Raw genomic sequence first — 25,908 nt, forward strand, 5'->3', positions numbered from 1 at the left:
GCCTCCTTATTACCTCTCTATTGCCACCGCATGGGCGACACACGGTATGGTTTCCTTTTGCTGGTACGACATGGGAGAGAGCAAAGCGCCGGTAGCGATGATGAGCATTCGATTTAGTTCTCCTCTTCGCATACGATTTAGCAAATGTCCAAAGGTAGTTGTGGCAACACAAGCGCAGCCACTTGCTCCTGCGAAAACGGGTTGGTTTTCTTTATACATCAGAATCCCGCAATCCGTCAATTTCTCTACCGGGATAGTAAGTCCATGCTTTGTAAGCAGATCGCCGGCGATGCGGTGACCTACCTTGCCTAAATCTCCAGTCGCAATCAGGTCATAATAAGATGGGGCGATGTTCAAATCTCTAAAATGGGCTTCTATCGTATCAACTGCAGCCGGAGCCATGGCTGCCCCCATATTAAAGGGGTCAGAAAGCCCCATGTCAATTACGCGTCCAATAGTTGAAGCGACTACATGCGGTCCCTCTCCTTGCTGAGCAACAACCGCAGCGCCTGCACCTGTGACAGTCCACTGTGCAGTTGGCGGTTTTTGGGCGCCATATTCGGTAGGATATCTGTATTGTTTTTCACTAGCTGCGTTATGACTGGAGGTTCCCACCAATGCATTCTCAGCAAATTTACTATTAACAATAAGGGAGGCTAAAGAAAGACCTTCTATCGAACTGGAGCATGCTCCATAAATGCCTAAGAATGGAACCGACAATGTACGCGCAGTAAAGCTGCTGGGGATAATCTGGTTTATTAGATCGCCGCTGAGGAAAAACTGGACATCCTCTTTTTTGAGTCCAGCTTTTTTAATCGCAGTCTCACAAGCCTGTTCTAAGAGCTTCTTCTCCGCTTTTTCATAGCTATCCTGACCAAGCCATATATCGTCATGAAGCAGGTCGAAGTCCTTTGCCAGGTTTCCCTGAGCCTCGAAAGGTCCGCCGATTGCCGCAGAACCAATGATAACGGGTTTAGATTCAAACAGCCAAGTTTGATGACCTTGCAGCATTTACATACCACCTAACGACTGAATAAGTACACTTGCAATAGCAACTACAAAAGCGGAGAACACGCCATATACAATAACCGGCCCAGCGATCTTGAACATGTTGCCGCCGACGCCTAGTACAAAACCTTCACTTTTGTGGTCAAGCGAAGCTGAAGCGATGGTATTGGCGAATCCTGTAACCGGAACGGCCGTACCGGCGCCGCCCCATTGCGCAATATGATCATAGATACCTAGGTTGGTAAGTATCACTGAAATCAGAATGATAACCGCAACCGTAGGATCTCCCGCTGTCTTTTCATCAAAGTTGAAATAGGTCATGAAAAACAGCTGTATTCCCTGGCCAATGGTACAGATAATGCCTCCTGCAATAAAAGCCCGAATGCAATTGGCTACTATAGGACGCTGCGGTTCCCTAGCACGAGCAAAGTCTTGGTACTGCTGCTGTACCGGATTTAAATTCTTCCTCTTACTACTTGACAGCCGAATCACCTTCTATCGCAATAAGTATGGTTTAAGCTTTTCCGTAAGTTTCTTTACTGTTTCGGCATGTTGAAAATACATTTTCTTAGCTGTTTCATTCTGTGTTTCCAGCGCAAAGCTCATGAGGTCAGCTTGAGCTTTCTCAAAATTTGCATAAAGCATTTCCTTAACCTTAGGTTGTGGCAGTTCTACAGAGTCATCAAAAAGGTCCAAATACAAATCCCCAGACGAATCCACCTGTCCAATAAAGACATTATCCAGCGAGACACCCGTGCTTTCTAACTGTATCCCTAGCCATTCTTTATTTAACCCCAAAGAAAACAGGGGCTCGTTTAATATGGTACCATCAAGAATAATTGTCTGTGGTTCCGCCTGTGGCGCTACTTTCTTTCCTAAAGCATAGGAGGATACAGGCTGTTTGTGGGATTTCATCAATACATTAATGTCTCCTGTATCTTCCATTACAGCAAATTCTACATCTGCTAGATTAAATGCATTTTTCGAGCGAAGCTCTCGCAGTAGCTCTTCCCCTGTTAACCGTGTTTGAAGAAGACTCTGTTCCATAATTTTCCCATGCTTGATTAAGACGGTTTCCTTCCCATTAATCAGGTCATGAATCATCTTGCTTTTTAGCGATAAATAATCTAATGCAATAGGAAGCAGTACCCAAACACTTAGTGCAAGCAACCCGAAAGCAAAATTCGTAATTAGATTTACAGAGAGTAATGCAGCAATCACTGCAGTGACGATATAACTTACAAAGCGAAAAGGCGTTATTCGGACGATATTTCTTTTTCCCATTAGTCTAGTTGCGAGTAGCACTATAATAAATAAAGAAGTCGATCTAAGTACTATTTCAATCCATTCCTGCATTGTCTATCTCCTGACTAGTTGCCTTTATATTGTGGCTCCTGCTGTTCTAAAATCTGCAGTCTTTTCTCCAGATCGTCTATTATTATTCCTGTAGCTTCCAGCGCCTCATTGTATATTAACCTGGTTTCTTCATCCCTTGTCTGCATTTCGTATAATCGTAAAGTGCCCTGATTGCCTTTTAAAGTGGCTAGCGTTTTCTTGACCTGAGAAGCAACTGTCATCCAGATTCCCTCCTTCCCGCTTATTATTATTGCTCCAGTTTCGGATTTAATGCAGAACAATCATGAATAATGAACTACCGGCCTGTCGAAACTACTAGCAAAAGTTGGGGTAAACAAGGAGCGGGGAGGCCGAGTAATTGCCAATTACACTCGTAGTGATAATACGATCAATCATTTCGTTTTTTATTTTATTGGTGCTTGTGCGGCTCATGGGTAAACAGCAGGTTGCTCAGTTAACATTTTTTGACTACGTCGTTGGTATCACCATTGGCTCTATCGCCTCTACCTTGTCAGTACAGGTGAATGAAAGTCTCATGTCTACATTGGCAGGGTTAGCTACTTGGGCAGTACTAGCAATATTACTGGCCTACTTAAGCATGCATAATGTAAAGCTTCGTAATCTAGTAGATGGTGAACCTACAGTTGTGATTGAAAACGGAAAAATTCTTGAAAATAATTTAAACCAAATTCGCATTCCCATCGAGCATCTCTTGTCTGAACTTCGAACCATGGGAGTATTCAATATATCAGATGTCCAGTCTGCTTTGTTTGAACCGGGGGGCAAGATTAGTGTACAGAAAAAATTTCAAAAACAACCCGTTACGCCTGGCGATCTGAATATCTCACCGCAATATGACGGGCTTCCGATAAACCTGATTATAGATGGTGTTTTATTGAAAGATTCTCTTCGCTCTCTCAACCTGACCAAAGCCTGGCTACATCATCAATTAGAGAAACAAAATATTAGTGATGTAAATGAGGTTTCATTGGCACAACTGGACACTAAGGGAAATCTATATGTTGATCTACAAGGAGACAAATCATGTTATATAATACAAACAAAGGACTAATCAAACGAAGCGTTATTTCTATTTTTTTGGTTGGCAGTGTATTGTTTACTGCGTCCTGTGCGTTAATAACAAAGCCACTTGATAACCGCACCGGCTTTTCAAAATATTTAATGCAAGTTGAAACTAGCATCCGAAGTGAAGATTGGTCTAATGCAGAAACAAATCTCGAAGACGCAAAAAAAGCATGGAAAAAAATAAAACCACTTATGCAAGTGGACATAGATCATGACTATATAAAAGATATAGAAGACGGTTTCGAGCAATTAGACGCGTATCTTTATACAAAGGATAAATCAAATGCACTGGCGTCTATTCTTCTAGTTGAGAGTACGTGGAGAAATATAGGGTCACTCTGATAGGCTAATAATCCGGCTATAAATCTCCATTGCGCAGTTAATCCTATATTAGGAGCCGCAGCCGACTTATCATGGTTTACTCTGAGGTGAATCGTTTAGACACGACTTCGCGGATGCGGCTCTCCCTCTAATAAGAAATCAGTTATAGGCCATCCACCGCCCGGCAGGCGGTTTTTCTATGCCCCTTTTCTTGTGCTTGAAGCTATTCGCTTTTATTTGCGTTATCGAAGTGCTTGCGAACCTGCGCGCTGAACATCTCCAGTTTCGCCTCAGTCAGCATAGAATGTGGATTGCCGTCAGTCTCTAATCCCATATAAGGAGTATTTTCCCTAGACGGTGCAGGGACTAGACTGCGCCAATCTTCGCCCGATTTCTGACGCAATGTGCTACTCAGTATTGCATCCGATACTCGGCATGCCAAACAGCCGAAAGGACCGATGGAAATGATTCCATCCACTTTGCCATTCTGCTCTAACGCACTCCCAACTGTAAGAACAGATTCTCCAGCCGTAAACCGCGGAGAAAGCACACTTTCACTTATCCCAACCGTATGTCTTATGTTGATTAGCTCATTCTCTACAAGTCCAGATTGCGCAAAAACGTTCTTTATACTTCGCTCCGCATAACGTTTAGCTATGCCTGCTAAAAACAATTCTGCTTTCTGAGCAAAAGGCAATGTTACATGATATAGTGAATTTTGGAGCAGAAAATCACAGAAATAGATGAACTCCTCATTTGGCGCGATCTTTACCATGATTCCGCTATCACTGAACCAGCGAATCAGGTTTTGCCGAGAAAATTCATCGTTGCGAACAAATATCTCTCCAAGTAAAGAAACCTTCGGAACCTCATCTTTACTCTTTACAAGGGGAATGTCTCTAAAAAGTTCTGCAACTGAGGTCAGCGTCTGTCTAAGACTCCGCCATGGCATAGTCGCCACCGAGTCAAAAACCATATCACTAGCCGTTTTCATGACATCCGCCGCATGTTTCTTGTCTTTGGCAAGCGCCAAGAGAGTATTCTCCGCTTCCATCATCACATCGGAAATGACGATCGCCTGCCAAGCCCGGAAAAAGAATCTCGAATCCAAACCGCTGTAACCGTTATCTGATGTAAGCGTTAGGATGGCTACATTTTTAATTTGCTTTTGACGAATGCATTGCTCTAATTGGACGTGATATTGTCCGAACCGACAGGGTCCAGAACTGTCTGCCATAAAATACACTAGAACTTTATTCGGGTCTTCCTTTTGCCGCCTTGCTATATCATTCAAGATGCTTCCGCAGACAATAATGTATGGCAGACACTCCTTACAAGTTGCGTTAGAGCGTCCAGTCGCTAAATCGGTTGATGTAGCAGGTTCGAGGTAAGTCGCGTTATAACCAGCGTACTGAAAACTCGCTGCAAGTAACCGCGAACCAATCGCCCCCATTGAGGGAACGACTATCTCAACGGAATCATCATTGAGTCTGTGTGACTTTCCTGCGGAGTCAGTGATGTAATATTTCTTGCTTGCGACGTAGCCAACAGCCTGCCGGTACTGTGGTTCAGGTTGTACAGTAGTCTGGTTGTGGGATGCCCGGTATCTCTGGACGATATCAAGAAAAGCCTCTATTCTCGTTTCTACTCCCGCATCTGCCGTATGGCTGTCTAACTCTAGTATCAGTAAAGGCTTATCACCCATAATCTCACGGAGTTGCGAGATAATAAACGCGTCCGGCCCACAGCCGAAATTCGTAATGAATACCCCGAAAAGTTGATCTGAGGATTTAATATACTTTGCCGTCTTCAACAACATCTGTCCCATTCCCCAGTACATCTTTAGGGCAGGCTTCTCTTGCTCGAAGGGCAGGAAGTCCCATGGGATAACAAGATGACCTCTCGATGCGAATTTGCGGGGGGCGCCCATGTTAGCCACCTTGGATAACGCGTTATACGGTCTTCCAAAGATGACTACCCCTAAACGGCTTGGAGCCTTTATGAGTGTCTCGATTGCCTTTTGCCCTAATTGTTTCGCTTCGGCAATATATCGTCCTTGACTTTCAACCGCAGTCTTATATGCCCGCATGCTATCTTTCGCGCGAACCCCTAATGAACTGCCAATACTGACAAAATCCTTACCTAACGAATCATATCCTTTCGAGAAGTCTAAAACCGGGGTCAAAACCCGCTTACCTTCAAGTTCAGAAAAAGCGGACTTTAAGTAGTAGGGCTCTCCTTGAACAAGCGGACAGGTAACACTTGAATCTATGCCGTTCTCCACAGGCACGCCAGATACATGGGGAAGAAAGATATAATCTACTTTTTGGGATAACAAATTGGCTAATAACCCGTGGCTCATTTCTACTGGGTAGCAGAATGATGCTCCGGTCATTTTCATGCCCTCTTTGTTTGGGGTCTCCGATAGAACGATATCATAGCCTAGCTGACTGAAGAAATTTGAATAGAGTGGATAAAGTGAATTTATCAGCAAGGATTTTACCATACCTACTGTACCGCGGGAACCTCGTTCTTTCGGTATATGAACCTGCGACGAATGCGGCGGAAATACCATCGACTCTCGTATTGCGACAAAATCTTCCCCCTTGTCGGGTGCGCCCTTCTTTCTCAGATTGGCGTATTTGTTGCAAGCTCCGCCAAAAGGATAACTCTTGCTGTTCATTTCGAACAGGCTAATGGCGCATTTTCTGTCGCACTGTTCTGAGCCGCCATTGCAAATAAAAGTTGACTGGCATTTCATTTCCTTTCGAGACAGTTCTCTTAAATCAAACATCTGTTCTTGCATAATCCCGGCTTGAAGCCGATTCCTGATTTCCAAAGCTACACCAAAGGCTCCCATCAAGCCAGGCTGCGGCGGGACGACAATCTCTTTTCCAAGCAATGTTGCCATTGCGGTTGGTACAGCCTTGTTATAGCAGACCCCACCTTGCATGAAGACTTTTTTGCCGACCGGTCGATTGCCTTTTACACGGTTCATGTAGTTTTGACAGACTGAATATACAAGCCCGGCAACGATGTCTTCACTTGGTAATCCCTCTTGAATTGCTGTCTTTATGTCGCTACTGATAAACGCCGAACATTGGTCACTAAAATTCAATGGTTGAGTGCTTCGGAGTGCTATATCGGCGATTTCCTCTGTGCTAATACCGAGCGTTTCTTTCGCCGCTTCCTCAAGGAACGAACCCGTCCCTGCAGAACAGGCTTCATTCATGGCATAATCGAGGGGTACGGCTTGACTAATATACGTATACTTCGCATCCTGTCCGCCGATTTCAAAGATCGTGTCTACTTCAGGGTCAAAGTACAAAGCCCCGGTTGCATGGGCGATGATTTCATTGATTACACCTTCGGTCTGAGCGTGAAGACCGCTAATCTGCCTTCCCGAGCCTGTAACTCCTAGACCTACAATGGTAACTGGTACTGTTATTTGCTTACTGAGCGCCTTGTAACAAGCTTGCGACGCAGCTACAGGATCCCCCTTGGTGCGCAAATAGACAGACGCGAGAATGGCGTTATCTTCCTGACGCATCACAATTGCTTTGGTTGTCGTAGAACCCACATCGAGCCCGACGATGCACTTATCCTTATACCGAGGTACACCGGAGATGCATTCCTTAAACACTACGTTTCCTGTATTAATGCTCAGTGTAGGCAGTGTCGAAAAAGACTGCCTTTTAGTGGAACTAGGAAAAAAGACTCTGCCATCATTGATAACCTCGGTCTCATTGTTAAGGCACCAGAGTGCTGAACCCAGAGCCTCAAAATAGATGGCTTCCGAGGGAACGTATAGTTCCTGACTGCCTTTGAGCATTTGATTCAAATAGCCGACCATGTGATTATTACTTGACGTGCCGCCTATGAGAAGCATTCTCTGGGCCTGGCATTTCTCTGCCAGTTCATAAATCTTGTCCGCCATCATCTGGCAAAGACCTGCGACGATTTGCCCCTTGGGTTCCCCTTTATTAAGAGCGTGGGTGCAATCGCTTTTGCAAAACACAGAGCACCTTCCGGCAATTTTTCTCGGGTTTTGAAAATCTGCAATGTTCATCGCATCAAATAGTGTAAGGTCCATGCGATTAATCTGTTGTAAAAAGAATTCGCCTGTTCCTGATGCACATTTGTTTCCTGTAACAATATCGATAATTCGGCCCCGGTCGAGCTTATATGCAAGAAACGTTTCCCCGCCTGCCGATAAAATGGTGTCGCAATTAGGATATTGGGGTGAAAGAAAGTTATAGGCAACCTCAACTGCTTCGGGTTCGGAGATAGTTGTCAGACCCACATCATCCTTATACTTGCGTCCAGTCACGGCGACTTTTCCCAGACTAGCGATGTCGTCGCTGACTAAAAAGCGCTCAAAGAACTGTTGTACTTTGCCGTAGTGTTCTTCCGTCATTCCCTTAATGAGTCGGATATTCCCTCTTGATGTCTTCTCTAACGTTACCCAACCGACACGGGACGCACCTATACAAAAGCCTGTTGCCTTCATTAATCTTCCTCCGTCCTCATGATGAAAGTCCTGGACATCTGCCCAGGACTTAGCTTGACCGACCAAAAGCATACTTCATGCTGCTGAATTACGGACAACTGTTCCTTCCTGGTCCTAGTGCTTTGCATAACCGGGTGTGCCTGCTACATTGCTTCTTAAAGCTGTCGAATCATACCGTGAGGAGAAGATGGCACGCTACAGTTATTATTTCAGTCTAATCGTGTTTGATTCTCATACTTCAAATCCAATTTGTGGGGACTTCCGGTTGCACCAACATTAGAGTAAGATGCTGTACCTCGTTTAGCAATCCCACTCACTAGCATTTCGCAAACGGCGGTATTGCAATAAGTCGACAAAAGCTTCTAACCTAGTTACCAGCCCGGCTTCCCCAGATTGTTCATCAAAGGCAATAGACAATATGGGGATACCAGTATCTTCACTAACTTTAGGCAATATATTTTTCGCAACAACTTCAGGCATACAGGTGAATGGAAATACATGAATGATACCATCATAGTTTTCTTGTCTCATACTGATTGTGTGGGCAATACTTTTTAGAGCATGACCGCCAACGTAATGGCCAAGATATGGTTGTGCTAGGTTAGCAAGGCGCTTATACATTTCAAGGTACTTACTCTTTCGGAACAGATGTCCGTTAACGTAGTCACTTAAATACATCGTGGTATCTACCTCTACACCCATGTGTCCTAAACGCCTAGCTAAATCCAGGTTAATAGAAGGCTCAAGCATGACAAAGATTTCCCCAACAACACCAATTCGTAGCGGCCTAATACTAGATTTCAGTTTAACCGTGTCTAGATTACGTTCTGCGCCATGCCATGCATTTCTTAATGTAACCATGGTGCTAGCATCATCGATCTCACCAATAGCATTATTCCATAGCACGTCTGACTCGCCTTTCTTCATTTCACGTGGACGTATAATCTGCACCTTTCGCTGAACGTTGTCGAGGGCATTCATTTTTGCCAAAACCAAGCGCATCGTAGAGTAAATCTCCCGCAAGCTATGCTTAGGAGCAACCCTTCGCAGATTCTTCCAAACACTAGCAAGATTTGGTTCAATAACAATCATTTCGAATTGGTAGCCAAGTTCCTGGAGAATACATCTTTGTACTTCCGCATAGTAGCCCAACCGGCAGGGGCCAACCCCACCACAAGTAACAATTGTATTTGCACCCTGATCGAGAGCTTCAATATAATTCCCTAAGGTAATTTTAAATGGCAGACATACCGCCTCTGGGGAGTATTTGATACCTAGCTCTATTGATCTTTTGGAAATGGGTGGAGGTGTTAATACTTCACAACCAAGGCCAGAAAATAGCGTCTTCAATACAACACTTAAATTCCCCATATGGGGAAAGGAAATAATCATGGTTTCTTCCTCCGGCTCAGCATGTCGGTAAAAGCCTCCAGCCTTGTGATAAAACCCGCTTCAGCGGTGTGTTCATCTATTGTTAACAGCATAAAAGGAATATTGAGCGATTGGGCGCGCCGATTAATCAGTTCGCCAATTAAGGTGTCAGGCCCGCATGAAAAAGAAGTAATAAATATTATCCCATCAACTGGCCTTGGCCGCTGCATTAAGACTAATGCGGCCCCTGCCATATGATGAGATGAGGACCAAAATATTCTTTTCCAATCTTTAACGGCAGCAGTAGACTGATGACAGCTTACATCCTCAGGTGTTTCAACAACACAACCAAATTTGCGCAGTTTGTTAATAACATTCATGCTAATCTGACGATCATTGAGAATGTATGGATGGCCGATCAGCCCAATACGTTGCTGGTCAGGTTCATCCTTGTATGAAATCCTCTGCTGTTTCTGGTACTTAGATGCGGAATACCATGCATATAGACTGGGAATTGGACCTCTCCCTAAGGTACGGCCTAGGCTAACTATCGCCTGATAAAGACTGTATTGATTTTGGCGTAGATTTACGTTTGTATCGATAATTGGCGGGAGTTTCTTGAAATTGCTGCGCAGCATATCTGTCATGCCAATTATTTTCGGACAAGTATATTGCCTTGCTGAAACGCTAATCAACCGTGGTGAAAACAAATAATCGACTTCCTTATATAAATCACATACATGTCCGAAGTATACTTTAACCGGCAAACAGACCTCATCTAACACGCTCCCATGATCTAATGTTGCTTTCGTAGTATCGCCAGAAATTACTACCTCTGCCCCGAGCTCATGCAGAAATTTCTCCCAAACTGTTCCATACTGATAATATAACAGGCCTCGTGGTAGTCCAATTCGAACTGACAAAATACATCAACCTTCTCTTCTCTCCTGCTCTAGGCAACGACTATACTATTACTCCATTTTCCGCACTGGTCACCCCAGCGAGCTACCGTCCTATCGTTTACCTTAAGGTCAATAACTTCACACATATTGGCGCAACCATTACACTCAAAACTATTAGGCACATATGTCAAATCGACCACATCGAACCCCCGAAAATTAGTGTGGTTTCTCTGACTAACTTGTTCTCCTGCCAACAAAGCCGCGCCAATCGCTCCCATAACATCGTGGTAAGCTGGAATAACAATCGGACACCCCAATGCTTCTTCGAAAGCTCTTTGCATGCCTTTGTTAGCCGCTACTCCGCCTTGAAAAAGAACGGGGCTTTGAATTTTTTTACCTTTACCGACATTATTGAGGTAGTTCCGTGATAAAGCGTGACACAACCCGTTGAGAATATCTGGAATGCTGTGTCCGGTCTGCTGCTTATGAATCATGTCAGATTCAGCAAACACCGCACAACGGCCTGCAATTCGGACTGGAGTCTGTGACTGTAACGCGATATCGCCGAAATCTTCAATAGAGATATTAAGACGGGCAGCTTGCTGGTCCAAAAACGACCCGGTACCAGCGGCGCAGACGGTGTTCATAGCAAAATCAATGACTACGCCATCGCGGAGGATGATAATTTTAGAGTCTTGTCCACCAATTTCTAATACTGTTTGTACTTCAGGCGTAGTATGCATAGCAGCCACCGCATGGGCAGTGATTTCATTCTTAACGCTGTCCGCTCCTACTATTACACCCATCAGATTACGACCGCTTCCAGTAGTGCCAACCCCCTTTACCTTTATATCTGGATTCCGCTCTCGAATAAGGCGCAAACCGTTTTGCACTGCTTTAATTGGATTCCCTTGGGTACGTATATATAACGTATCAATTACTTTTTTAAATTCGTCAAGAGCAGCAATGTTGATACTTACTGACCCCACGTCAATACCTAATAAGACGTGCATGAATATGCCTCCTTTAACCCCGATACTCCAAGTATTCCATCTATCGGATAAATTAATACAGTTGCCGCGAATATTAAGGAATCTCGAGGAGTCTCTAAAACAATCCCCGTATAATCACCTTACCTTCCGTAATTGAACGTCTTTCGTGCAACCAGTATAAAAGACCAGGAACCGCAGTGTATAACGGTTCCCTGGTCTTTCATTTAGCGTATTTACAATTTGCACCATTGTCATTCTAATCGTTCTAATCGCGATTAAATCGATGTTACTGATAAAACTAGACGCGCAATATGGCAAGGCGCATCAATTAACGCTGTTTCTTCTACTTCCAGTAGTAAATACGCGTTACCACCTTTTCCACCTATGCCATCAATAATTTATTTATCTAATAATTATAGTATAAGCAAAGGGCGATTCCAGGCAAATATCGTGCAATTGAGTTCCAAGCACTAGACTTTCAACTAATCCGCACAATTCGCGCAAGGCGCGCAGCGATTCTATAAGCATGCTTGTTAAATCCTGGATTAATTGACTCAACTATCCGTTGACATTCAGACGCCTTTCAGCGATAATAGCCACATACCGACTGGTAGGTACGAAGCAAATTCGTTGTGCTGAAGGTGAAGAAATGACTAAAGAGAATATCATAATCGCCGCATTGCGTTTATTTTTAATGCGCGGTTACAAGTCGGTCTCCCTCATCGATGTTGCTAATGAGGTAGGTATTACTAAGGGGGGAATTTATCATTATTTCTCCAGTAAAGATGATTTGCTGCATGTGTCGCTTCATCTCCTCGTTGACCGGTTTGAAGCAACATACAGGGATATCTTCAGTGAACAGAACACGATCAAGACTGTACTCCACTCACTGATAGTAGAACGGTCTGTAGAAAACTATTTCAAAGATCTATTGCAGGTGACAGAAAGCTGCACTCTTGACTACGCACATTTCGTGATTGAGGTCATGAGTAAGTTTCCCGATATCAAACAACGAATTGAACAAAACAGTCTGATAGTATGCGAATCCTTGTCGCAAAAGATTCAGCGCGCCATGGAAAAAGGGGAGTTGAAGAGCGGCTTTGATAGTTTCGCACTGGCTGCCGTCATCCTCTCGCTAGTCAATGGGCAGAATTCACTAGGCAGTCATTTTCAGTCTCCGGTTGTACGTCAGAGAATGATGGGAACAGTTTCAGGGATGCTGGATATTTAACAGCATTAGCACAACCGCAACATACCGACCGGTAGGTATGTTTTACCAAGTAAGTACATTATCGCTTGCTATAGAGGAGGACTTTACTCAATGATGAACTGGAAATCAAAAAAGTGGTTAATTCCCGTCATTTTATTGATTGGGATTACAATCGTTTGGCGCAGCGGGGTCCTGGCTGGCGACAAAACCCAGACCAAAGCGGCTGACACTGCACTAAGCGTTAAGGTCGCGGCAGCGCAATACGTGGACATCGTACCAAGCCTGAATTTCAATGGAACGCTCGAAGGACAAATTTCGGCGACAATAGGCGCTAAAATTTCCGGGCGGATTGAGCAGGTTCTCGTGCAGGAAGGCCAGCAAGTCAACGTCGGCGACCCGCTAATAAAGCTGGAAGCAATTGAGCTCGCAAACTCTGTCCGTCAGGCTGGCGACAGCGTGCGGAAAGCGCAGGCCAGCTATGAGTTGGCGCTGAACGACTTTAACCGTTATCAAATCCTGTATGATAAGGGCGCGGTTTCTGAGCAGCAGCTGGATAATGCCAAAGTCAAGCTGAAAACCGCAGAAGCCGATTTATCGAGCGCCACGGCGAATCAAAGCAGCACGCAGCAGCAGTACAGCTATGGTGTGATTAGCTCCCCTGTCGACGGTGTTATCGCCAATCGAACAGCTACCGTCGGTCAAGTGGTTTCCCCCGGAGCAGCGCTGATGGTAGTACAGGATATCAATCAGGTATACGCGGTAATCAATGTCGAACAGAAAGATTTAGGAAAAGTGAAGATCGGCCAAACAGCCAGTGTTAGTGTCGACTCCTATCCAGATACAGTGTTTGCTGGAACCGTAGAGGTGATGAACCCGGAAGCAGGCTCGGTAAGCCGGATGTTCCGGACAAAAATTAAAATCGACAACAGCGCCGGCGAGCTGAAACCAGGCATGTTTGCCAAAGTGGCGCTGTCAACAGGCTCAAGTGCGCAAATCCTGACCATTCCGCAATCGGCAGTCGTCCAAAAGCAAGGTTTATATTATGTCTTCACCCTGGAAGGCGATAAAGCAGTCCGCCGCCAAATTGAAATCGGCGACATGATGGAAACCGCCATCGCAGTGAAGGCAGGCCTAGAGCCGGGACAACAGGTTGTCACGACGAATACAAGCCGGCTCAAAGACGGCGATGCTGTGCGGGTCGCGCAATAGAGATAAATTAAGGAGAAGGTCATGAAACTTACTGAGATTAGTATCAAGCGTCCGGTATTTGCTACAGTTATGATTTTGGCGCTGGTCGTTTTAGGCTTGGCGAGTTACATGTCCTTGAATGTGGACGAATATCCGAGCGTCGAAATCCCTGTCGTCGCGGTAACCGTTGTTTACCCTGGCGCATCTCCCGAGCAAGTCGAGTCGAAGGTCACGCTTAAGGTTGAGGAAGCAGTCAACGTAGTCGCCGGCGTCGAGCACGTCACGTCCACGGCCAGCGAAGGGATATCAACAACAGTCATTCAGTTTACGTCAGATACCAACGCAGATGCCGCAGCCCAAAATGTACGCGACAAGCTCGGCAGCCTGCAGGCAGAATTGCCGGACGATGCGAAAGCGCCAATCATTTCCCGGTTTGATCCTTCAGATACTCCGGTCATGTCGATTGCGCTTACCGGAGATATGAGTCAGCGGGAGCTGACGATATTCGCTGAAGATATCCTGACCAAACGGATAAAAACCGTCAATGGCGTCGCCTCAGTCGATGTCCAGGGCGGGCTTGACCGGGAAATCCAAATTCAGTTGGATGGCGGCCAGATGTCGGCATACGGGATCACTATTCCGGAAGTTTTAAATAACCTGCGCAGTGAGAATATTGATTCTCCTGGCGGTAAAGTAACTGACGGTCAGCGGGAAACCGACCTGCGGGCAGTGGGCAGCGTGACATCCAGTCAACAGTTTCTTAATCTGCCGGTCGGCCAACGCGATGGCGTTCAGCTTTACGTCAAAAATATTGCCTCTGTCAAAGACACGACAGAAGACGTCGCTGTCGTTACCAAGCTGAACGGCAAGCCGGCCCTGGGGCTTGACATCATGAAACAGTCTGGCAGCAACACAGTCCAGGTGGTTGACAATGTCAAGAAGCAATTAGACTCCATCCAGAAGGAACTGCCGTCTGGAGTCGATCTGGTCGTTGTCCGGGACAATTCGAAAAATATCCGGGAATCAGTCGATGATGTTCTGTTTAACCTGATCGTGGGTGGTTTCCTAGCCGTTGCCATCGTCTTCCTGTTTCTGGGCAACTGGCGAAGCACCATCATTAGCGGTATAACGATTCCCGTTTCAGTCATCACGTCCTTTCTGGCAATGAAAGCACTCGGTTTTACGCTCAATACCATGTCGCTTCTAGCGCTTTCTCTGGCAGTCGGTCTCTTGATTGATGACGCGATTGTCGTTATCGAGAATATTGTCCGCCATTTGGCGATGGGCAAGGATAAGACCACCGCCGCACTCGAAGGAACCGCAGAGATTGGTCTTGCCGTTATGGCGACCACCTTCACCTTAGTCGCCGTTTTCCTGCCGGTCGGCATGATGAATGGTATTGTCGGCCAGTTTTTCAAAGAATTTGGCGTCACTGTAGCTGCTAGTGTGCTGGTTTCCCTGTTCGTCGCCTTCACCCTTACGCCGATGTTATCAGCGAAATATCTTAACCATTCTGAGATCCACGATGACAGCCGGTTGGGGCGGGCCTGGCTTAGCTGGAACCGGAAGTTTGATGAAATAACGGCAAAGTATGGTGAATTCTTGCGCAAAGCGCTCAGCCATCGCCGTAAAGTCATGCTGACAGCCGCAGTGTTGTTTATTGCCAGCCTAACACTCATCCCGTTCTTAGGCTCGACCTTTATACCAGATGCCGATCATAGCGAGATTAGCATTAAAGCAACGGTTGATCCAGGCATGAGTGTACAGGCGTCAGCCGCAATGGCTGACGAAATGATCCAAATAGCGCAGGCTGTTCCTGAAGTTAAGCTGACCTATAGTGTGGCAAATTCGCGTGAGATCACGATTTTTACGCAGCTTTCAGCGAAGAGCGAGCGTTCTGTCAGCGATAACGCGATTATTGAAGACCTCCGTCAACGCTACCGGGATATTGCCGGCGCCGAAATCAGCGTCTCGAAGAATTCTGGTTTGAGCAGCGGTAAGCCAGTGTCGCTGGTTATCCAGGGACAAGAGCTGGAGACGCTGGCCGAAATTTCCGAACAAGTCCAGGCTGCCGTCGCCAGTGTTCCGGGAACTGTCGACATCGCTTCGAGCTATGAAGCCGGCAATCCTGACGCACAGCTTGTGGTAAACCGCGATCGGGCGGCTGACCTGAGCATTTCGGCGGCAAGCATTGCCGACACATTGCAGACCATGTTCAACGGTAAAATTGCTACCCAGTATAAAGAAGGCGATGACTCCTATGATGTCCGGGTCATTCTCGACCCGAATTCCCGCCGCAGCTTAGCTGACGTCAATAGCGTCTATCTGTCTGGTACTACAGGCAGTAAAACCGGGCAAACGGTAATGGTTCCGCTATCGCAGGTAACCGATACCGTTTATGCGACAAGCCCGGCTCAGATTAAACGCTATGATAATCAGCAGCAGATTACGATTTCGGCAAATTTAAGCGGAATATCGCTAGGTGAATTCAATAAAGAGTTTAACCAAAAGATTGCTGCCGTAACTATGCCGGAGGGCTATGGCTTTGTCGCCACTGGCCAAGCCAAGTCGATGAGTGATGCGTTTAGCAGCATGGTTATGGCGTTGACAATTGCGGTGCTGTTTATCTTCTTCGTGCTGGCAGCGCAATTTGAAAGCTATATCGATCCGCTGTCCATCATGCTTGCTTTGCCGTTGTCTGTCATTGGTGCAATCGGCGGTCTCCTGATGATGGGCAGTGAGCTCAGCATCATGTCGCTAATCGGCATTATCATGCTGATGGGACTGGTAACCAAGAACGCGATCCTGCTGATCGACTTCGCCAAGCAGCGCCGCGCTCAAGGCGTCGAGCGCAACCAGGCTCTGGTTGACGCGGCGGTGCACCGCATGCGACCGATCATTATGACAACAGCCGCGATGATTTTCGGCATGCTCCCGCTTGCCTTAGGCATCGGCCCCGGCGCGGAAGCCCGCGCGCCGATGGCGCACGCCATTATTGGCGGATTGATCACATCAACCATCTTAACCTTGGTCGTTGTGCCGGTGGTGTATACGATATTGGACGACATGAAAAACGGCAAATACAGTTTCAAGAAGTTTTTCCGCAAAGCCTAACAAGAGGATGCTAACTCCTATTCCCCGAATAAAGATAAAATGCCTTCCCAGGGTTAATCCCTCGGAAGGCATTTTACTATATGCTTAGAACTCAAACGCCTTTGCTGGCTGACCACTCATATCAGAGAGCACTGCCTTACCATGCTCTAAATAAAAGATCTCAAAAATTGGATTGTCCGGGGTTTTATAGATTTCTTTTATCATTGGGCGATTTTCTAAAATGTACCGCTTCATTTCGATGTCTTTACTGAATTTAGCTTCGCCGCTTACTCTGACAAACGCAAACTTTTGTGTCATTGAAGAAAACTCTATAGATGGATTTTTCCGCAGCTGATGGAAAACACTTTTGTTATTTGCCGTGCAAAACCATAGCCGACTATCCCTCTCCAACATAAAGCCCCAGGGCCGAACACGCGGGTTTCCGTCTTCTATTGTCGCTAGAAATCCCAGCGGGTTAGCATTTAAGAAGTCGATTACGTCTTTCATGATCTCCCTCCACTGTGTTTAATCATAGATACTATAGTGTTCCCACTTACTGTATTTTATCCTTCACACAGCCTGTAACACCCCGCCCTCTTAGGTCGTGGATTAACAGGCTGTAGCTCGATTCCCCAAAAGGGAGCCTTCGTCTTAGCGAAATCGTAGATTTCGAGGCTCGGTCCCCGCTAAAGGGAGTCTTCGGCTTAGCGAAATCAGAGATTTCGAGCCTCAGTCTAAATTCGACTAAGCTTCAGTTAGAGTTAAAACTCCACCTGAAGCAAGTCTACATTTATGTACTGCCTCCTGTTCTATTACGAACAGGAGGATCAAATCCCTTAAGACTAGCCACTGTTGATATTTAATCTCCGCTTGCTAATGTCATAGCAAAAGGCCTCGAACCCATTTTTCAAAGGGTTCGAGGCCGCTTTCCGTCGTTACGGTGTTTCAGTTATTCTTTAATTGCTTTATTCCACGATTCAACTAGACGTTGCCGGTTATCGCCAGACCATTTAAGATCATAATTAATGAGTTTGGCGCCCTTAAATGGTAACGCTTCTGCAGGGGGATTGGCTTCCGGATTGGTCAGGAATTGGTATGAACCGTTGTTTTGTCCCAGCTCTTGGGCTTTCTTGGTTAGACACCAATCAACGAATATTTTGGCAGCCTCTAGCTCGGGCGCGCCTTTGATGATACCTACTGCGCCCACTTCATAACCAGTACCATCTTCGGGAACTGAAAGTTTGACATTTGTATAGCCCTCTTTAATCAGGCGAATGCCATTATGAATAAAGGTAATCCCGACCGCTGCCTCACCTAAAGCGGCAGACCGCGCCGGGGCCTCTCCTGCCTTGGTATATTGTTTTATTTGTTTATGTAACTTTGCCATGTATTCAAGGGCCTCTTTTTCGCCCTTTGACTGTACTAGTGTTGAAAGTACCGTATAGGCCGTACCGGCTGAACCAGGGTTAGCCACCATTACTTGGCCTTTGAACTCTGGTTTTAGCAAATCAGCCCAAGTTTTAGGCAAAGGAAGTTTTCTTTCTTCAAAAAAACGCCCATCAAGTACAAACCCTAGGTAGCCTTGATATATTCCCGTCCAATATCCCTCTTTGTCCTTAAAATTATCAGGAATTTTTTCAGCATTCTTCGATTTGTAAGCTTCCAGTAAGCCTTCCTGCTTTGCTGCAATAAACGTATCTGCTGGTCCACCATACCAGACACTTGCCTTAGGGCTTTGCTTTTCGGCTCGTATCCGGCCAAGCGTTTCCCCGCCGCTCATCCGAACAAAATTTACTTTAATTCCGGTATCTTTTTCAAACTCTTTGGCAATGACTAATGCCTGCTGCTCGACGGTGCCGATATACATAGTTACTTCCTTTGGTTTCTGGGGCGTAGCAGGCGCTTGCCCGCCACATCCTGCTAACAGAGATGCCAAAAACAACACAACTAGCCCCATAGCAATAATCTGACGCCGTTTTCTCATCATTTTTCTCTCCCCTTCAACAGTTATCTTTGATGATGTGAAGACTATCCAACCCGAACGAAACCTTTACTTTTTCGCCTTCAGCGTAAATTTGTTTTCCGGCAGGATCGGCTTCTTCCACATAAAAATCCAATCCTCCAACTGTGACCGTATATTCTTGAATTGCTCCCATGAAGGTTGACAATACCACCTCCCCGTCGTAACTGCCTGTTTGGCCAAGCCGTATCACTTCTGGACGTACTACAAGTTGAACCTCCTCTCCTATGCGGAATTCAGTCGGCGATTTGCGCGGTATGGGCAGTAATTGCCCTAAGACATCACAATGGATAATGTGTTGATCAACGTCTTTGATCATCGATTTAACAAAATTCGTACCACCGATGAACTCAGCGACAAATGCAGATGCGGGATGCTGGTAAATGTCTGTTGGCGTTCCAATTTGTTCAATCTTGCCGTTTTTCATCACAATAACTTTGTCAGAAAGACTCAATGCTTCCGCTTGGTCGTGGGTAACGTAGACACTGGTCAAACCAAGTTTGCGTTGAATTCTTCGAATTTCTTTACGCATTTGTACTCGTAATTTGGCGTCAAGGTTAGATAACGGCTCATCGAATAATAGAATTTTAGGCTCCATTACCAGCGCTCGCGCCAAAGCAACCCGTTGTTGCTGGCCACCTGAAAGCTGATTTGGGAAACGGTTCTCCATCCCCTTCAGGCCGACCAGTTCGATAATGTTCATGACCTTTTCATCAATCACATTCTTGGGTAACTCTTTTATTTTCAAGCCAAAAGCCACATTATCATAAACCCTATAATGAGGAAATAATGCATAGCTTTGGAACACCATCGCTGTATCGCGTTTTTCGGGTGGAAGATCATTGATACGCTGCTCGCCAATCAAGATATCTCCTTCTGTTGGTATTTCAAACCCGGCGATCATTCGTAAAATCGTTGTTTTTCCGCAACCAGACGGCCCGAGCAGAGTAACAAACTCGCCGCTATGGATTTCGGCCGAAACAGTATCTACAGCACGAAATACGTCTTCAGCTCCAGTAACAAATTCTTTTACGATCCCTCTGAGAGATAAATTAGACATTACTTTCACTCCTCAAATGATTAATACGATCATTTTTTCGTTATATTTCTCTACGTCAATTCAATTTTCTTGTCACTGGCGCCGACATATTCCAGCACCCTATTCATGATGATAATGGCCACATAGACAATACAAATTAAGATCGTCGAAAAGGCGGAAGCCACGCCAAACTTGCCTGATTCTACCTGATCGAGCACGGCGACAGTCAGTAAGTTATATTTAGCGGTTATTAAGAAAATCACCGCGCTGATGGATGTCATGCTGCGAATAAAGCTATAGACCAGACCGCTAAAAAAAGCGCTTTTAATTAAAGGCAGTGTAATCTTCGTAAATACCTGAGTCGAGCTCGACCCTAAGTTTGCTGCTGCTTCCTCAATACTTGGATCAATTTGCTGGAGTGATGATACCCCAGCTCTGATGCCAACTGGAATACTACGAATAATAAAAGCAATGACGAGTATGGCAGCAGTACCAGTCAACACAAGGGGCTTGGTATTGAAGGCTAGAATAAAGCCAATGCCAACTACAGTCCCTGGAACTGCTATACTCAGCAGTGATGCGAAGTTAATAAAGCCTTTACCGATAAAGTTCTTTCGGACAACTAAGTAAGCAATAATCATCCCCAACACACCGGTAATAGGGGTGGCGACAAGCGATAGCCATGTTGTATCAAAAATTGCCTTGCCGCCGACATTGATGGCGTATCGGTAGTGATCAAGTGTCAAGCTGTAATTTATACCCCACAACTTTATAACAGACCCAATTGGAATTAACGCGTACAACAGAATAACAACAAGTGACATTGCATAACAAATCCCGGCGACAGGCCAAACTACTGAGCGATCAGCGATGAGGGTTCTGGCTCTGGCAGCCTTACCTGTAACTGTAACATATACCTTTTTCTCTACCCAGTATTTTGAGATGATGAACAAGATAATCGATATATCAAGCAAGATAACCGCGACAGCCGCACCGCCCTGCATGTCATAATTACCAATTGCTTGGATGTAAATCTGTGTTGCCAGCGTTTGGAAGTTGCCGCCAATGGCCATCGGATTAGCAAAGTCTGCAACCGATTTGATAAAGACGAGTAGAAATGCATTCGCTATCCCCGGTGTGACTAAGGGCAAAGTGACTCGCTTAAACGTTTTCCACTTCGATGCCCCTAAATTTCGGGCTGCTTCCTCGACAGCAGGATCAATAGACTTAAACATGCCGACTAATAACAAATAGGCAATAGGGAAAAAAGAAAGAGATTGTACAACGATTAACCCTTTTAAGCCATATATATTGCTATCTCGTAACCCCAGAAGCGTGTTAGAGATTAAACCCCGGCTGCCAAATAATAAAATAATCGATAAAGCTACCGAAAACGGTGGCGAGATCATTGGTAAAATAGCGATGAAATTAAATATCTTTTTCCCTGCTGTTTTGAGGTATGCAAAGCAATAGGCAAAAAGGAAGCCGGCAATTGTAGACAGAATGCCGACCACCGTCGCTAGAAAAAGCGTGTTCGCCAGTGCCTTTAGGTTTTCGCTAGAGCTGAACACTCTTGCGTAGGCAGAGAAGGATATGCTGCCATCATTTGAATAGATGCTTTGTTGAAGGATGGTAAGCAAAGGAACAATAATAAAGATAAAAAGCGATAGTATAACAAACAGAATAGCTGCTGTTAATACCGGATCTCTTACTATCTTTTTAAGATTTTTTACTTCTGAGCGGATATTGTAATTTAACTGCCGCGCTAAGTTCATCGTATTTTCTCCCCCAAATAGCTCTTTTATCTAATTATTGCATATACAATTCGGATAATTAATCAGTAAAACCCATCTTTTCTCGTAGTGAAAAACAGAAACCGGCTGTCGGAAAATTTCCGACAGCCGGTTTCTATTTAACTTTTATCTGAAAGTAAGCCATACTTCAAGGCATAATCGATTAACTCGCTCTTTTTCGTAAAGTTCAATTTTTCCATCATGCGGGTTTTATAGGTATCGACTGTCTTGATGCTGACAGCCAAATGCTCGCCGATCTCTCGCATCGATAGTCCTCGTACATGCAGTTTTAATACTTCGCGCTCACGCGGGCTTAGAATTGAATAAGGATCGTTATCATCTGGCTTGTCCTGCCCCACTCGCAATACAGAAATTAGCGCTCGTGAATCTGCCGGATTTAAGTAGACTTCCCCTCTTACGACGTGGTTGATTGCCTTAAACAGTTCACTATCTACCGAGCTCTTCTTGATATAGGCATCGGCGCCTGCGAGCATAACTTCTTTAATATAGTTCTCATCTTCATACATGGTAAGGACAATAATCTTTGTTCGCAAACCTCTGGTTTTAATCTCTTTGATGCATTGTATTCCGTCCATCCCCGGCATCGCAATATCTAAGATCGTTATATCCGGTTGCTTTTCTTCAACGAAATGTAATGCTTGATTGCCATCAGAAGCTTCTCCGACCACCTCAAGCGAAGCGTCATTCTCGATTAACATTTTTAATCCAGCCCGCACGAGTTTATGGTCATCAGCCAACAAGATTCGAATTGCCATCTGCCTATTCCCCTTCACTTTCTTCAAATGGAATGGTTACGATAATCGTTGTTCCACCCATTAGGGAAGAACTCAGCATCTGAAAAGTCCCATTAAGTAATTCCGCTCTTTCTTTCATCCCATAAATGCCCAAGCGGTTTTGTCTAACTGCCTGTTCTAACTCATCGTCAGCAATTCCATGACCATTATCGGCTATTTGCATAAATATAGAATTTTGGTTATGACTTATACTCACATCGACAACAGTAGCTTTTGAATGCTTGACAATATTCGTTAATGCCTCCTGCATGATGCGATAAAGCGCAACGGCAATCCGTTTGTCTAAATTGTTTATTTCTGGAACTGAGGAAAATTTTACATTGATATCAAAGCGCTGCTGGTAGGTCGCTATATACTTCTTCATAGCGGCTATAACGCCAAGATCATCAAGCACTGGTGGTCGTAACTCCACAGCCATATCTCGTATTTCCCCAAGAACTTCTGAGGCAACATCACGAGCGTTTAGCAATACCTCACGCTGTTTATCGTCTGCCGCCTTATCGGCAAGAGCCCGCATTGACATGATTAGCCAAGTAAGGGACTGTCCGGTTTCATCATGCAGTTCCCGTGAAATATGTCTGCGTTCATCCTCTTGGGCTGTGATGAGCTTATTGAGTAGAGTTGTCCTAATGTATTCCTTTTCACGAAGTGTTCCAACCAAAGAATCTCTTTCGTCGTTGGTGGCGGCCAGACTTGATGCCATTTCATTGAAGGCTAATGCCAGTTTACCGATCTCGTCATTCCTGCTGACATCTGCCTTCGTATGCAACTGACCTTTTGCAATGGCCTGTGAAACTAAAACCAGTTTACTAATGGGGGCCGTGATTAAGCTTGCCATCTTCGTAGCCAATAAAACGGCTAGCACGCACACAACAAGAATAATGACAGCAAACTTTTTCAGCGTGCGGCCAATGATGTCCTTTGTTCCCTCTTCTGCTATGCCAACTCGAATATAACCGACAGATCCACCTTCTATGGGAACGAGGATATCCCGGATTTGCCCTTCATCACTGTTATATGGAACGACTCGCGTTTCAGTATCCTTTGGGGAGACATTCAGTTCTTTCAGCCCTTTGGGAATCCCGCTCGGAAACGTATGGGCGATAACTCTTGCTTGATGGTCGGTGATCAAAATATATTTAACATCTTCAGTGTTGACTTTTGTTTCATGAATTAACTCATGCAAAGCATAACGATCGTCTACCAAGATATGATTTGTGCTTAATGAAGCAACATGATTCCCAATCTCAGCGCCACGCCGTTCAAGCTGTTGCCCCATCAGGTCACTTAGCGAATCCCATATCACAACAGCAGATAGGAAGCCAAGCAGAAACACAACAGACAGAACCACTGCAACCACTTTTCGATAAATACTGAGATCATGAAACCGCATCATAGCTGTGATCTCATTTCTTGCGTAATTCTCGCAGGATATTCGTAGTATTCGGATTTTGCCGCAATAAAACGGTCAATCATCAGGCCCTTTAGAGTCTGCCGCATGTCTACATTATGGTGCATATTTAATAAGATACTGCGTAATAATTCCTTCTGGTCTTCACTCATATTTTTCTTAACAACCACCGGCCCTGTTCCTATCGGCATCGAGGTAGATATGATGCGAACTGCATCAATCAATTCCGGGGAATTTTCTTTCGCATATTCATATACCGAACTATCAATCGCTGCCCCATCCACAACCCTCTCAGCCACAGCGCGCAACGACTTCATATGGCTATAGGTAAAAAGATATCGACTAAAGAATTGTTCAGGTGTCATTGCGCTTCTTTTTAGCATATACGATGGGATAAGATAGCCGGAAAAGCTTAAAGTATCTGTAAAAGCAAACGACTTTCCTCGTAACGACGCGAACGTAATGATGTCAGTATCCTTGGGCACAACAACATAAGAGTAATAAAAGGGAGTGCCTAGTCTCTGCTGCATAGCTAGCGCTTCCAGAGTATGAGATTCAGCATACGACACATAAGTTCCCGTCGAAAACAGAGCAATATCCGCTCCTCCATTCGCCAGCAAGATGCTCACTTCCATATTGCTTTGACGCTGAATCAGCTCTGTTGGACGCCCTATTTGGATAGCCAAGTGTTCGGCAATTTGCCGATAGTAGCCACTAGTTTCTTTGTACGGCAAAACTGACGATACAACAATGCGTAGCGGCTGAATGGTTTCCTTGGCGGAGCTTTGCTTCACCTGTTGAAGTTGTTCTGTCTCTTTAAAGCGAATGTAAGGCTTTGAATCACCAAAGCCGCAGCCGGAAATAAAAAGAGAGGAATTTAGCATGAATAAAAAGATGAAAAATATAGCACGCATCATAATCTCCGATTACTATCTTGCTACTATAGGACTCCTCTTACTTCTCAGACATACTCCTCAATTCCTGCTTATCAATATACATTAACTTTCTTTTAGCATATGGATAACCTACACATCAGATGATTCCTAAAACCATTAACACTCCGAGAACAAGAACTCCAACTAATATTATATTCTTAAACAAATCATATGAGACTTTGGGTAATATTCTGCTACCAGCAACTGTCCCTAAAATCGCTGATAGCACAATCAGGGAGAGCAGAACTATATTTTCCTGCAAATAATGAAGGTTAGTATAAGCATAGACCGGGATACGCGTCGAGTCAATGATGATAGCAATGAGCGCGGAAGAGACGATTAACTCCTTCTTTTCCAAACCGTAGTTCAATAGATACAACGAACGGATTGCTCCTTGATTACCAATTAAACCACCGATTAAACCAGATAGAAAGCCGCCAATAAAATCAACATTACTAGGCAATTTAAACTTAATGTTATTAGGAATCAATGACAGTAAAGCATATGTTGTTAAAAACAGGCCAACGCCGACTTTTAGCCAATCACTATCTATGTAGATCTGAGCGTAAGACCCGATAATGGCTCCAATTAAGCTCACAATCCCAAAGCGTTGTATGATTCTCCAGTTTATTTCTGACCGATATAAGGCTAATCTCGACATATTATTAAAAAAGTGGACAATAGCGGTAAGGAAAATTGCCACTTTTACATCAAAAAATAGAGCCATAACTGGCATCATAATTGTACCAACCCCAAAACCAGTAAAAAGTGTAATCACTGACGTTACTAATGTAACAAGAATTAATATGATGTACTGTGAAAATACCCCCTCCATCTTGCGCACTCCTTTCACTTTTC

General features: G+C 44.9%; 21 protein-coding genes. 5 read left to right on the forward strand and 16 right to left on the reverse strand.

Annotation, left to right across the window (positions count from 1 at the left end):
* Positions 1-9 precede the first annotated feature (9 nt).
* Genes spoVAD through AXX12_RS16270 form a run of 4 tightly spaced genes read right to left on the reverse strand, consistent with a single transcriptional unit; the run spans position 10 to position 2,585 of the window.
* Positions 10-1,011 carry a stage V sporulation protein AD gene (gene spoVAD / locus AXX12_RS16255; protein ID WP_066245001.1) on the reverse strand — a complete coding sequence of 334 codons (1,002 nt, stop codon included), beginning with the start codon at positions 1,009-1,011 and terminating at the stop codon, positions 10-12.
* Complete coding sequence (gene spoVAC / locus AXX12_RS16260) at positions 1,012-1,491, reverse strand: stage V sporulation protein AC (RefSeq protein WP_066245245.1); 480 nt, start codon at positions 1,489-1,491, stop codon at positions 1,012-1,014. It abuts the gene before it with no gap.
* Positions 1,492-1,503: 12 nt separating this feature from the next.
* Positions 1,504-2,364 carry a DUF421 domain-containing protein gene (locus AXX12_RS16265; protein WP_066245003.1) on the reverse strand — a complete coding sequence of 287 codons (861 nt, stop codon included), beginning with the start codon at positions 2,362-2,364 and terminating at the stop codon, positions 1,504-1,506.
* A 14-nt stretch (positions 2,365-2,378) separates the two neighbouring features.
* Positions 2,379-2,585, reverse strand: a complete 207-nt coding sequence (locus AXX12_RS16270; RefSeq protein ID WP_066245005.1) for a DUF1657 domain-containing protein — start codon at positions 2,583-2,585, stop codon at positions 2,379-2,381.
* Between the two features lie 137 nt (positions 2,586-2,722).
* On the opposite strand from AXX12_RS16270, the gene AXX12_RS16275 reads away from it, so the two are divergent.
* Entirely contained in the window at positions 2,723-3,436 is a 714-nt protein-coding gene (locus tag AXX12_RS16275) for a YetF domain-containing protein (protein ID WP_066245007.1), read from the forward strand.
* A complete protein-coding gene (locus AXX12_RS16280; RefSeq protein ID WP_066245009.1) occupies positions 3,409-3,792 on the forward strand; it encodes a DUF4363 family protein in 384 nt (127 codons plus the stop codon). Before AXX12_RS16275 ends, AXX12_RS16280 begins: the two co-directional genes overlap by 28 nt.
* 202 nt (positions 3,793-3,994) lie before the next feature.
* On the opposite strand, the gene AXX12_RS16285 is transcribed toward AXX12_RS16280, so the two are convergent.
* The 4 genes from AXX12_RS16285 to AXX12_RS16300 all read right to left on the reverse strand — a co-directional run bounded on the left by AXX12_RS16285 (position 3,995) and on the right by AXX12_RS16300 (position 11,567).
* Positions 3,995-8,281 carry an acyl-CoA dehydratase activase gene (locus AXX12_RS16285; protein ID WP_066245011.1) on the reverse strand — a complete coding sequence of 1,429 codons (4,287 nt, stop codon included), beginning with the start codon at positions 8,279-8,281 and terminating at the stop codon, positions 3,995-3,997.
* A gap of 300 nt (positions 8,282-8,581) precedes the next feature.
* Positions 8,582-9,673 (reverse strand): acyl-CoA dehydratase activase-related protein, encoded by a 1,092-nt coding sequence (locus AXX12_RS16290; RefSeq protein ID WP_066245012.1) that lies wholly within the window; start codon positions 9,671-9,673, stop codon positions 8,582-8,584.
* Positions 9,670-10,575 (reverse strand): acyl-CoA dehydratase activase-related protein, encoded by a 906-nt coding sequence (locus AXX12_RS16295; RefSeq protein WP_066245013.1) that lies wholly within the window; start codon positions 10,573-10,575, stop codon positions 9,670-9,672. The genes AXX12_RS16290 and AXX12_RS16295 overlap by 4 nt, the downstream gene beginning before the upstream one ends.
* Positions 10,576-10,604: 29 nt before the next feature.
* Positions 10,605-11,567: an acyl-CoA dehydratase activase gene (locus AXX12_RS16300; RefSeq protein ID WP_066245015.1), complete on the reverse strand. Its 963-nt coding sequence runs from the start codon at positions 11,565-11,567 to the stop codon at positions 10,605-10,607.
* 628 nt (positions 11,568-12,195) lie between these two features.
* Between AXX12_RS16300 and AXX12_RS16305 the strand changes: the two genes are divergently transcribed.
* The 3 genes from AXX12_RS16305 (at position 12,196) to AXX12_RS16315 (ending at position 17,058) form a co-directional block, all read left to right on the forward strand.
* A complete protein-coding gene (locus tag AXX12_RS16305; RefSeq protein ID WP_066245018.1) occupies positions 12,196-12,777 on the forward strand; it encodes a TetR/AcrR family transcriptional regulator in 582 nt (193 codons plus the stop codon).
* Between the two features lie 90 nt (positions 12,778-12,867).
* Positions 12,868-13,965 (forward strand): efflux RND transporter periplasmic adaptor subunit, encoded by a 1,098-nt coding sequence (locus tag AXX12_RS16310; protein ID WP_066245021.1) that lies wholly within the window; start codon positions 12,868-12,870, stop codon positions 13,963-13,965.
* 21 nt (positions 13,966-13,986) lie between these two features.
* Positions 13,987-17,058, forward strand: a complete 3,072-nt coding sequence (locus AXX12_RS16315) for an efflux RND transporter permease subunit (RefSeq protein WP_066245023.1) — start codon at positions 13,987-13,989, stop codon at positions 17,056-17,058.
* An 84-nt stretch (positions 17,059-17,142) separates the two neighbouring features.
* On the opposite strand, the gene AXX12_RS16320 is transcribed toward AXX12_RS16315, so the two are convergent.
* From AXX12_RS16320 to AXX12_RS16355, 8 genes are all read right to left on the reverse strand, one after another.
* Positions 17,143-17,544, reverse strand: coding sequence for a pyridoxamine 5'-phosphate oxidase family protein (locus tag AXX12_RS16320; RefSeq protein ID WP_066245025.1), 402 nt, complete (start codon positions 17,542-17,544; stop codon positions 17,143-17,145).
* 442 nt (positions 17,545-17,986) lie between these two features.
* Positions 17,987-19,021 (reverse strand): ABC transporter substrate-binding protein, encoded by a 1,035-nt coding sequence (locus AXX12_RS16325; RefSeq protein WP_156478709.1) that lies wholly within the window; start codon positions 19,019-19,021, stop codon positions 17,987-17,989.
* Positions 19,022-19,037: 16 nt separating this feature from the next.
* Complete coding sequence (locus AXX12_RS16330; RefSeq protein WP_066245029.1) at positions 19,038-20,117, reverse strand: ABC transporter ATP-binding protein; 1,080 nt, start codon at positions 20,115-20,117, stop codon at positions 19,038-19,040.
* A gap of 50 nt (positions 20,118-20,167) precedes the next feature.
* Positions 20,168-21,871 (reverse strand): ABC transporter permease, encoded by a 1,704-nt coding sequence (locus AXX12_RS16335; protein WP_066245031.1) that lies wholly within the window; start codon positions 21,869-21,871, stop codon positions 20,168-20,170.
* Positions 21,872-22,008: 137 nt separating this feature from the next.
* On the reverse strand, positions 22,009-22,665 hold the full coding sequence (locus AXX12_RS16340; protein WP_066245033.1) for a response regulator: 657 nt from the start codon (positions 22,663-22,665) through the stop codon (positions 22,009-22,011).
* Positions 22,666-22,669: 4 nt separating this feature from the next.
* The gene (locus AXX12_RS16345) at positions 22,670-24,100 is read right to left on the reverse strand and encodes a HAMP domain-containing sensor histidine kinase (RefSeq protein WP_066245035.1); all 1,431 of its coding nucleotides are present in this window, start codon (positions 24,098-24,100) and stop codon (positions 22,670-22,672) included.
* Positions 24,097-25,032 carry a substrate-binding domain-containing protein gene (locus tag AXX12_RS16350; protein ID WP_082816935.1) on the reverse strand — a complete coding sequence of 312 codons (936 nt, stop codon included), beginning with the start codon at positions 25,030-25,032 and terminating at the stop codon, positions 24,097-24,099. Before AXX12_RS16350 ends, AXX12_RS16345 begins: the two co-directional genes overlap by 4 nt.
* Before the next feature lie 115 nt (positions 25,033-25,147).
* Positions 25,148-25,885 (reverse strand): sulfite exporter TauE/SafE family protein, encoded by a 738-nt coding sequence (locus AXX12_RS16355; RefSeq protein WP_066245039.1) that lies wholly within the window; start codon positions 25,883-25,885, stop codon positions 25,148-25,150.
* Between the last annotated feature and the right edge of the window lie 23 nt (positions 25,886-25,908).

Origin of the sequence: Anaerosporomusa subterranea (assembly GCF_001611555.1) — a bacterium.
GTDB lineage: Bacteria > Bacillota > Negativicutes > Sporomusales > Acetonemataceae > Anaerosporomusa > Anaerosporomusa subterranea.

Bases quoted from the DNA above. Each gene is read 5' to 3' on its own strand.
- AXX12_RS16335 (WP_066245031.1), bottom strand. From the start codon at position 21,871: ATGAACTTAGCGCGGCAGTTAAATTACAATATCCGCTCAGAAGTAAAA.
- AXX12_RS16270 (WP_066245005.1), bottom strand. From the start codon at position 2,585: ATGACAGTTGCTTCTCAGGTCAAGAAAACGCTAGCCACTTTAAAAGGC.
- AXX12_RS16310 (WP_066245021.1), top strand. From the start codon at position 12,868: ATGATGAACTGGAAATCAAAAAAGTGGTTAATTCCCGTCATTTTATTG.
- AXX12_RS16315 (WP_066245023.1), top strand. From the start codon at position 13,987: ATGAAACTTACTGAGATTAGTATCAAGCGTCCGGTATTTGCTACAGTT.
- AXX12_RS16320 (WP_066245025.1), bottom strand. From the start codon at position 17,544: ATGAAAGACGTAATCGACTTCTTAAATGCTAACCCGCTGGGATTTCTA.
- AXX12_RS16345 (WP_066245035.1), bottom strand. From the start codon at position 24,100: ATGATGCGGTTTCATGATCTCAGTATTTATCGAAAAGTGGTTGCAGTG.
- AXX12_RS16300 (WP_066245015.1), bottom strand. From the start codon at position 11,567: ATGCACGTCTTATTAGGTATTGACGTGGGGTCAGTAAGTATCAACATT.
- AXX12_RS16285 (WP_066245011.1), bottom strand. From the start codon at position 8,281: ATGAAGGCAACAGGCTTTTGTATAGGTGCGTCCCGTGTCGGTTGGGTA.
- AXX12_RS16325 (WP_156478709.1), bottom strand. From the start codon at position 19,021: ATGAGAAAACGGCGTCAGATTATTGCTATGGGGCTAGTTGTGTTGTTT.
- AXX12_RS16265 (WP_066245003.1), bottom strand. From the start codon at position 2,364: ATGCAGGAATGGATTGAAATAGTACTTAGATCGACTTCTTTATTTATT.
- AXX12_RS16340 (WP_066245033.1), bottom strand. From the start codon at position 22,665: ATGGCAATTCGAATCTTGTTGGCTGATGACCATAAACTCGTGCGGGCT.
- AXX12_RS16355 (WP_066245039.1), bottom strand. From the start codon at position 25,885: ATGGAGGGGGTATTTTCACAGTACATCATATTAATTCTTGTTACATTA.
- AXX12_RS16280 (WP_066245009.1), top strand. From the start codon at position 3,409: ATGTTATATAATACAAACAAAGGACTAATCAAACGAAGCGTTATTTCT.
- AXX12_RS16330 (WP_066245029.1), bottom strand. From the start codon at position 20,117: ATGTCTAATTTATCTCTCAGAGGGATCGTAAAAGAATTTGTTACTGGA.
- AXX12_RS16305 (WP_066245018.1), top strand. From the start codon at position 12,196: ATGACTAAAGAGAATATCATAATCGCCGCATTGCGTTTATTTTTAATG.
- AXX12_RS16350 (WP_082816935.1), bottom strand. From the start codon at position 25,032: ATGATGCGTGCTATATTTTTCATCTTTTTATTCATGCTAAATTCCTCT.
- spoVAD (WP_066245001.1), bottom strand. From the start codon at position 1,011: ATGCTGCAAGGTCATCAAACTTGGCTGTTTGAATCTAAACCCGTTATC.
- AXX12_RS16290 (WP_066245012.1), bottom strand. From the start codon at position 9,673: ATGATTATTTCCTTTCCCCATATGGGGAATTTAAGTGTTGTATTGAAG.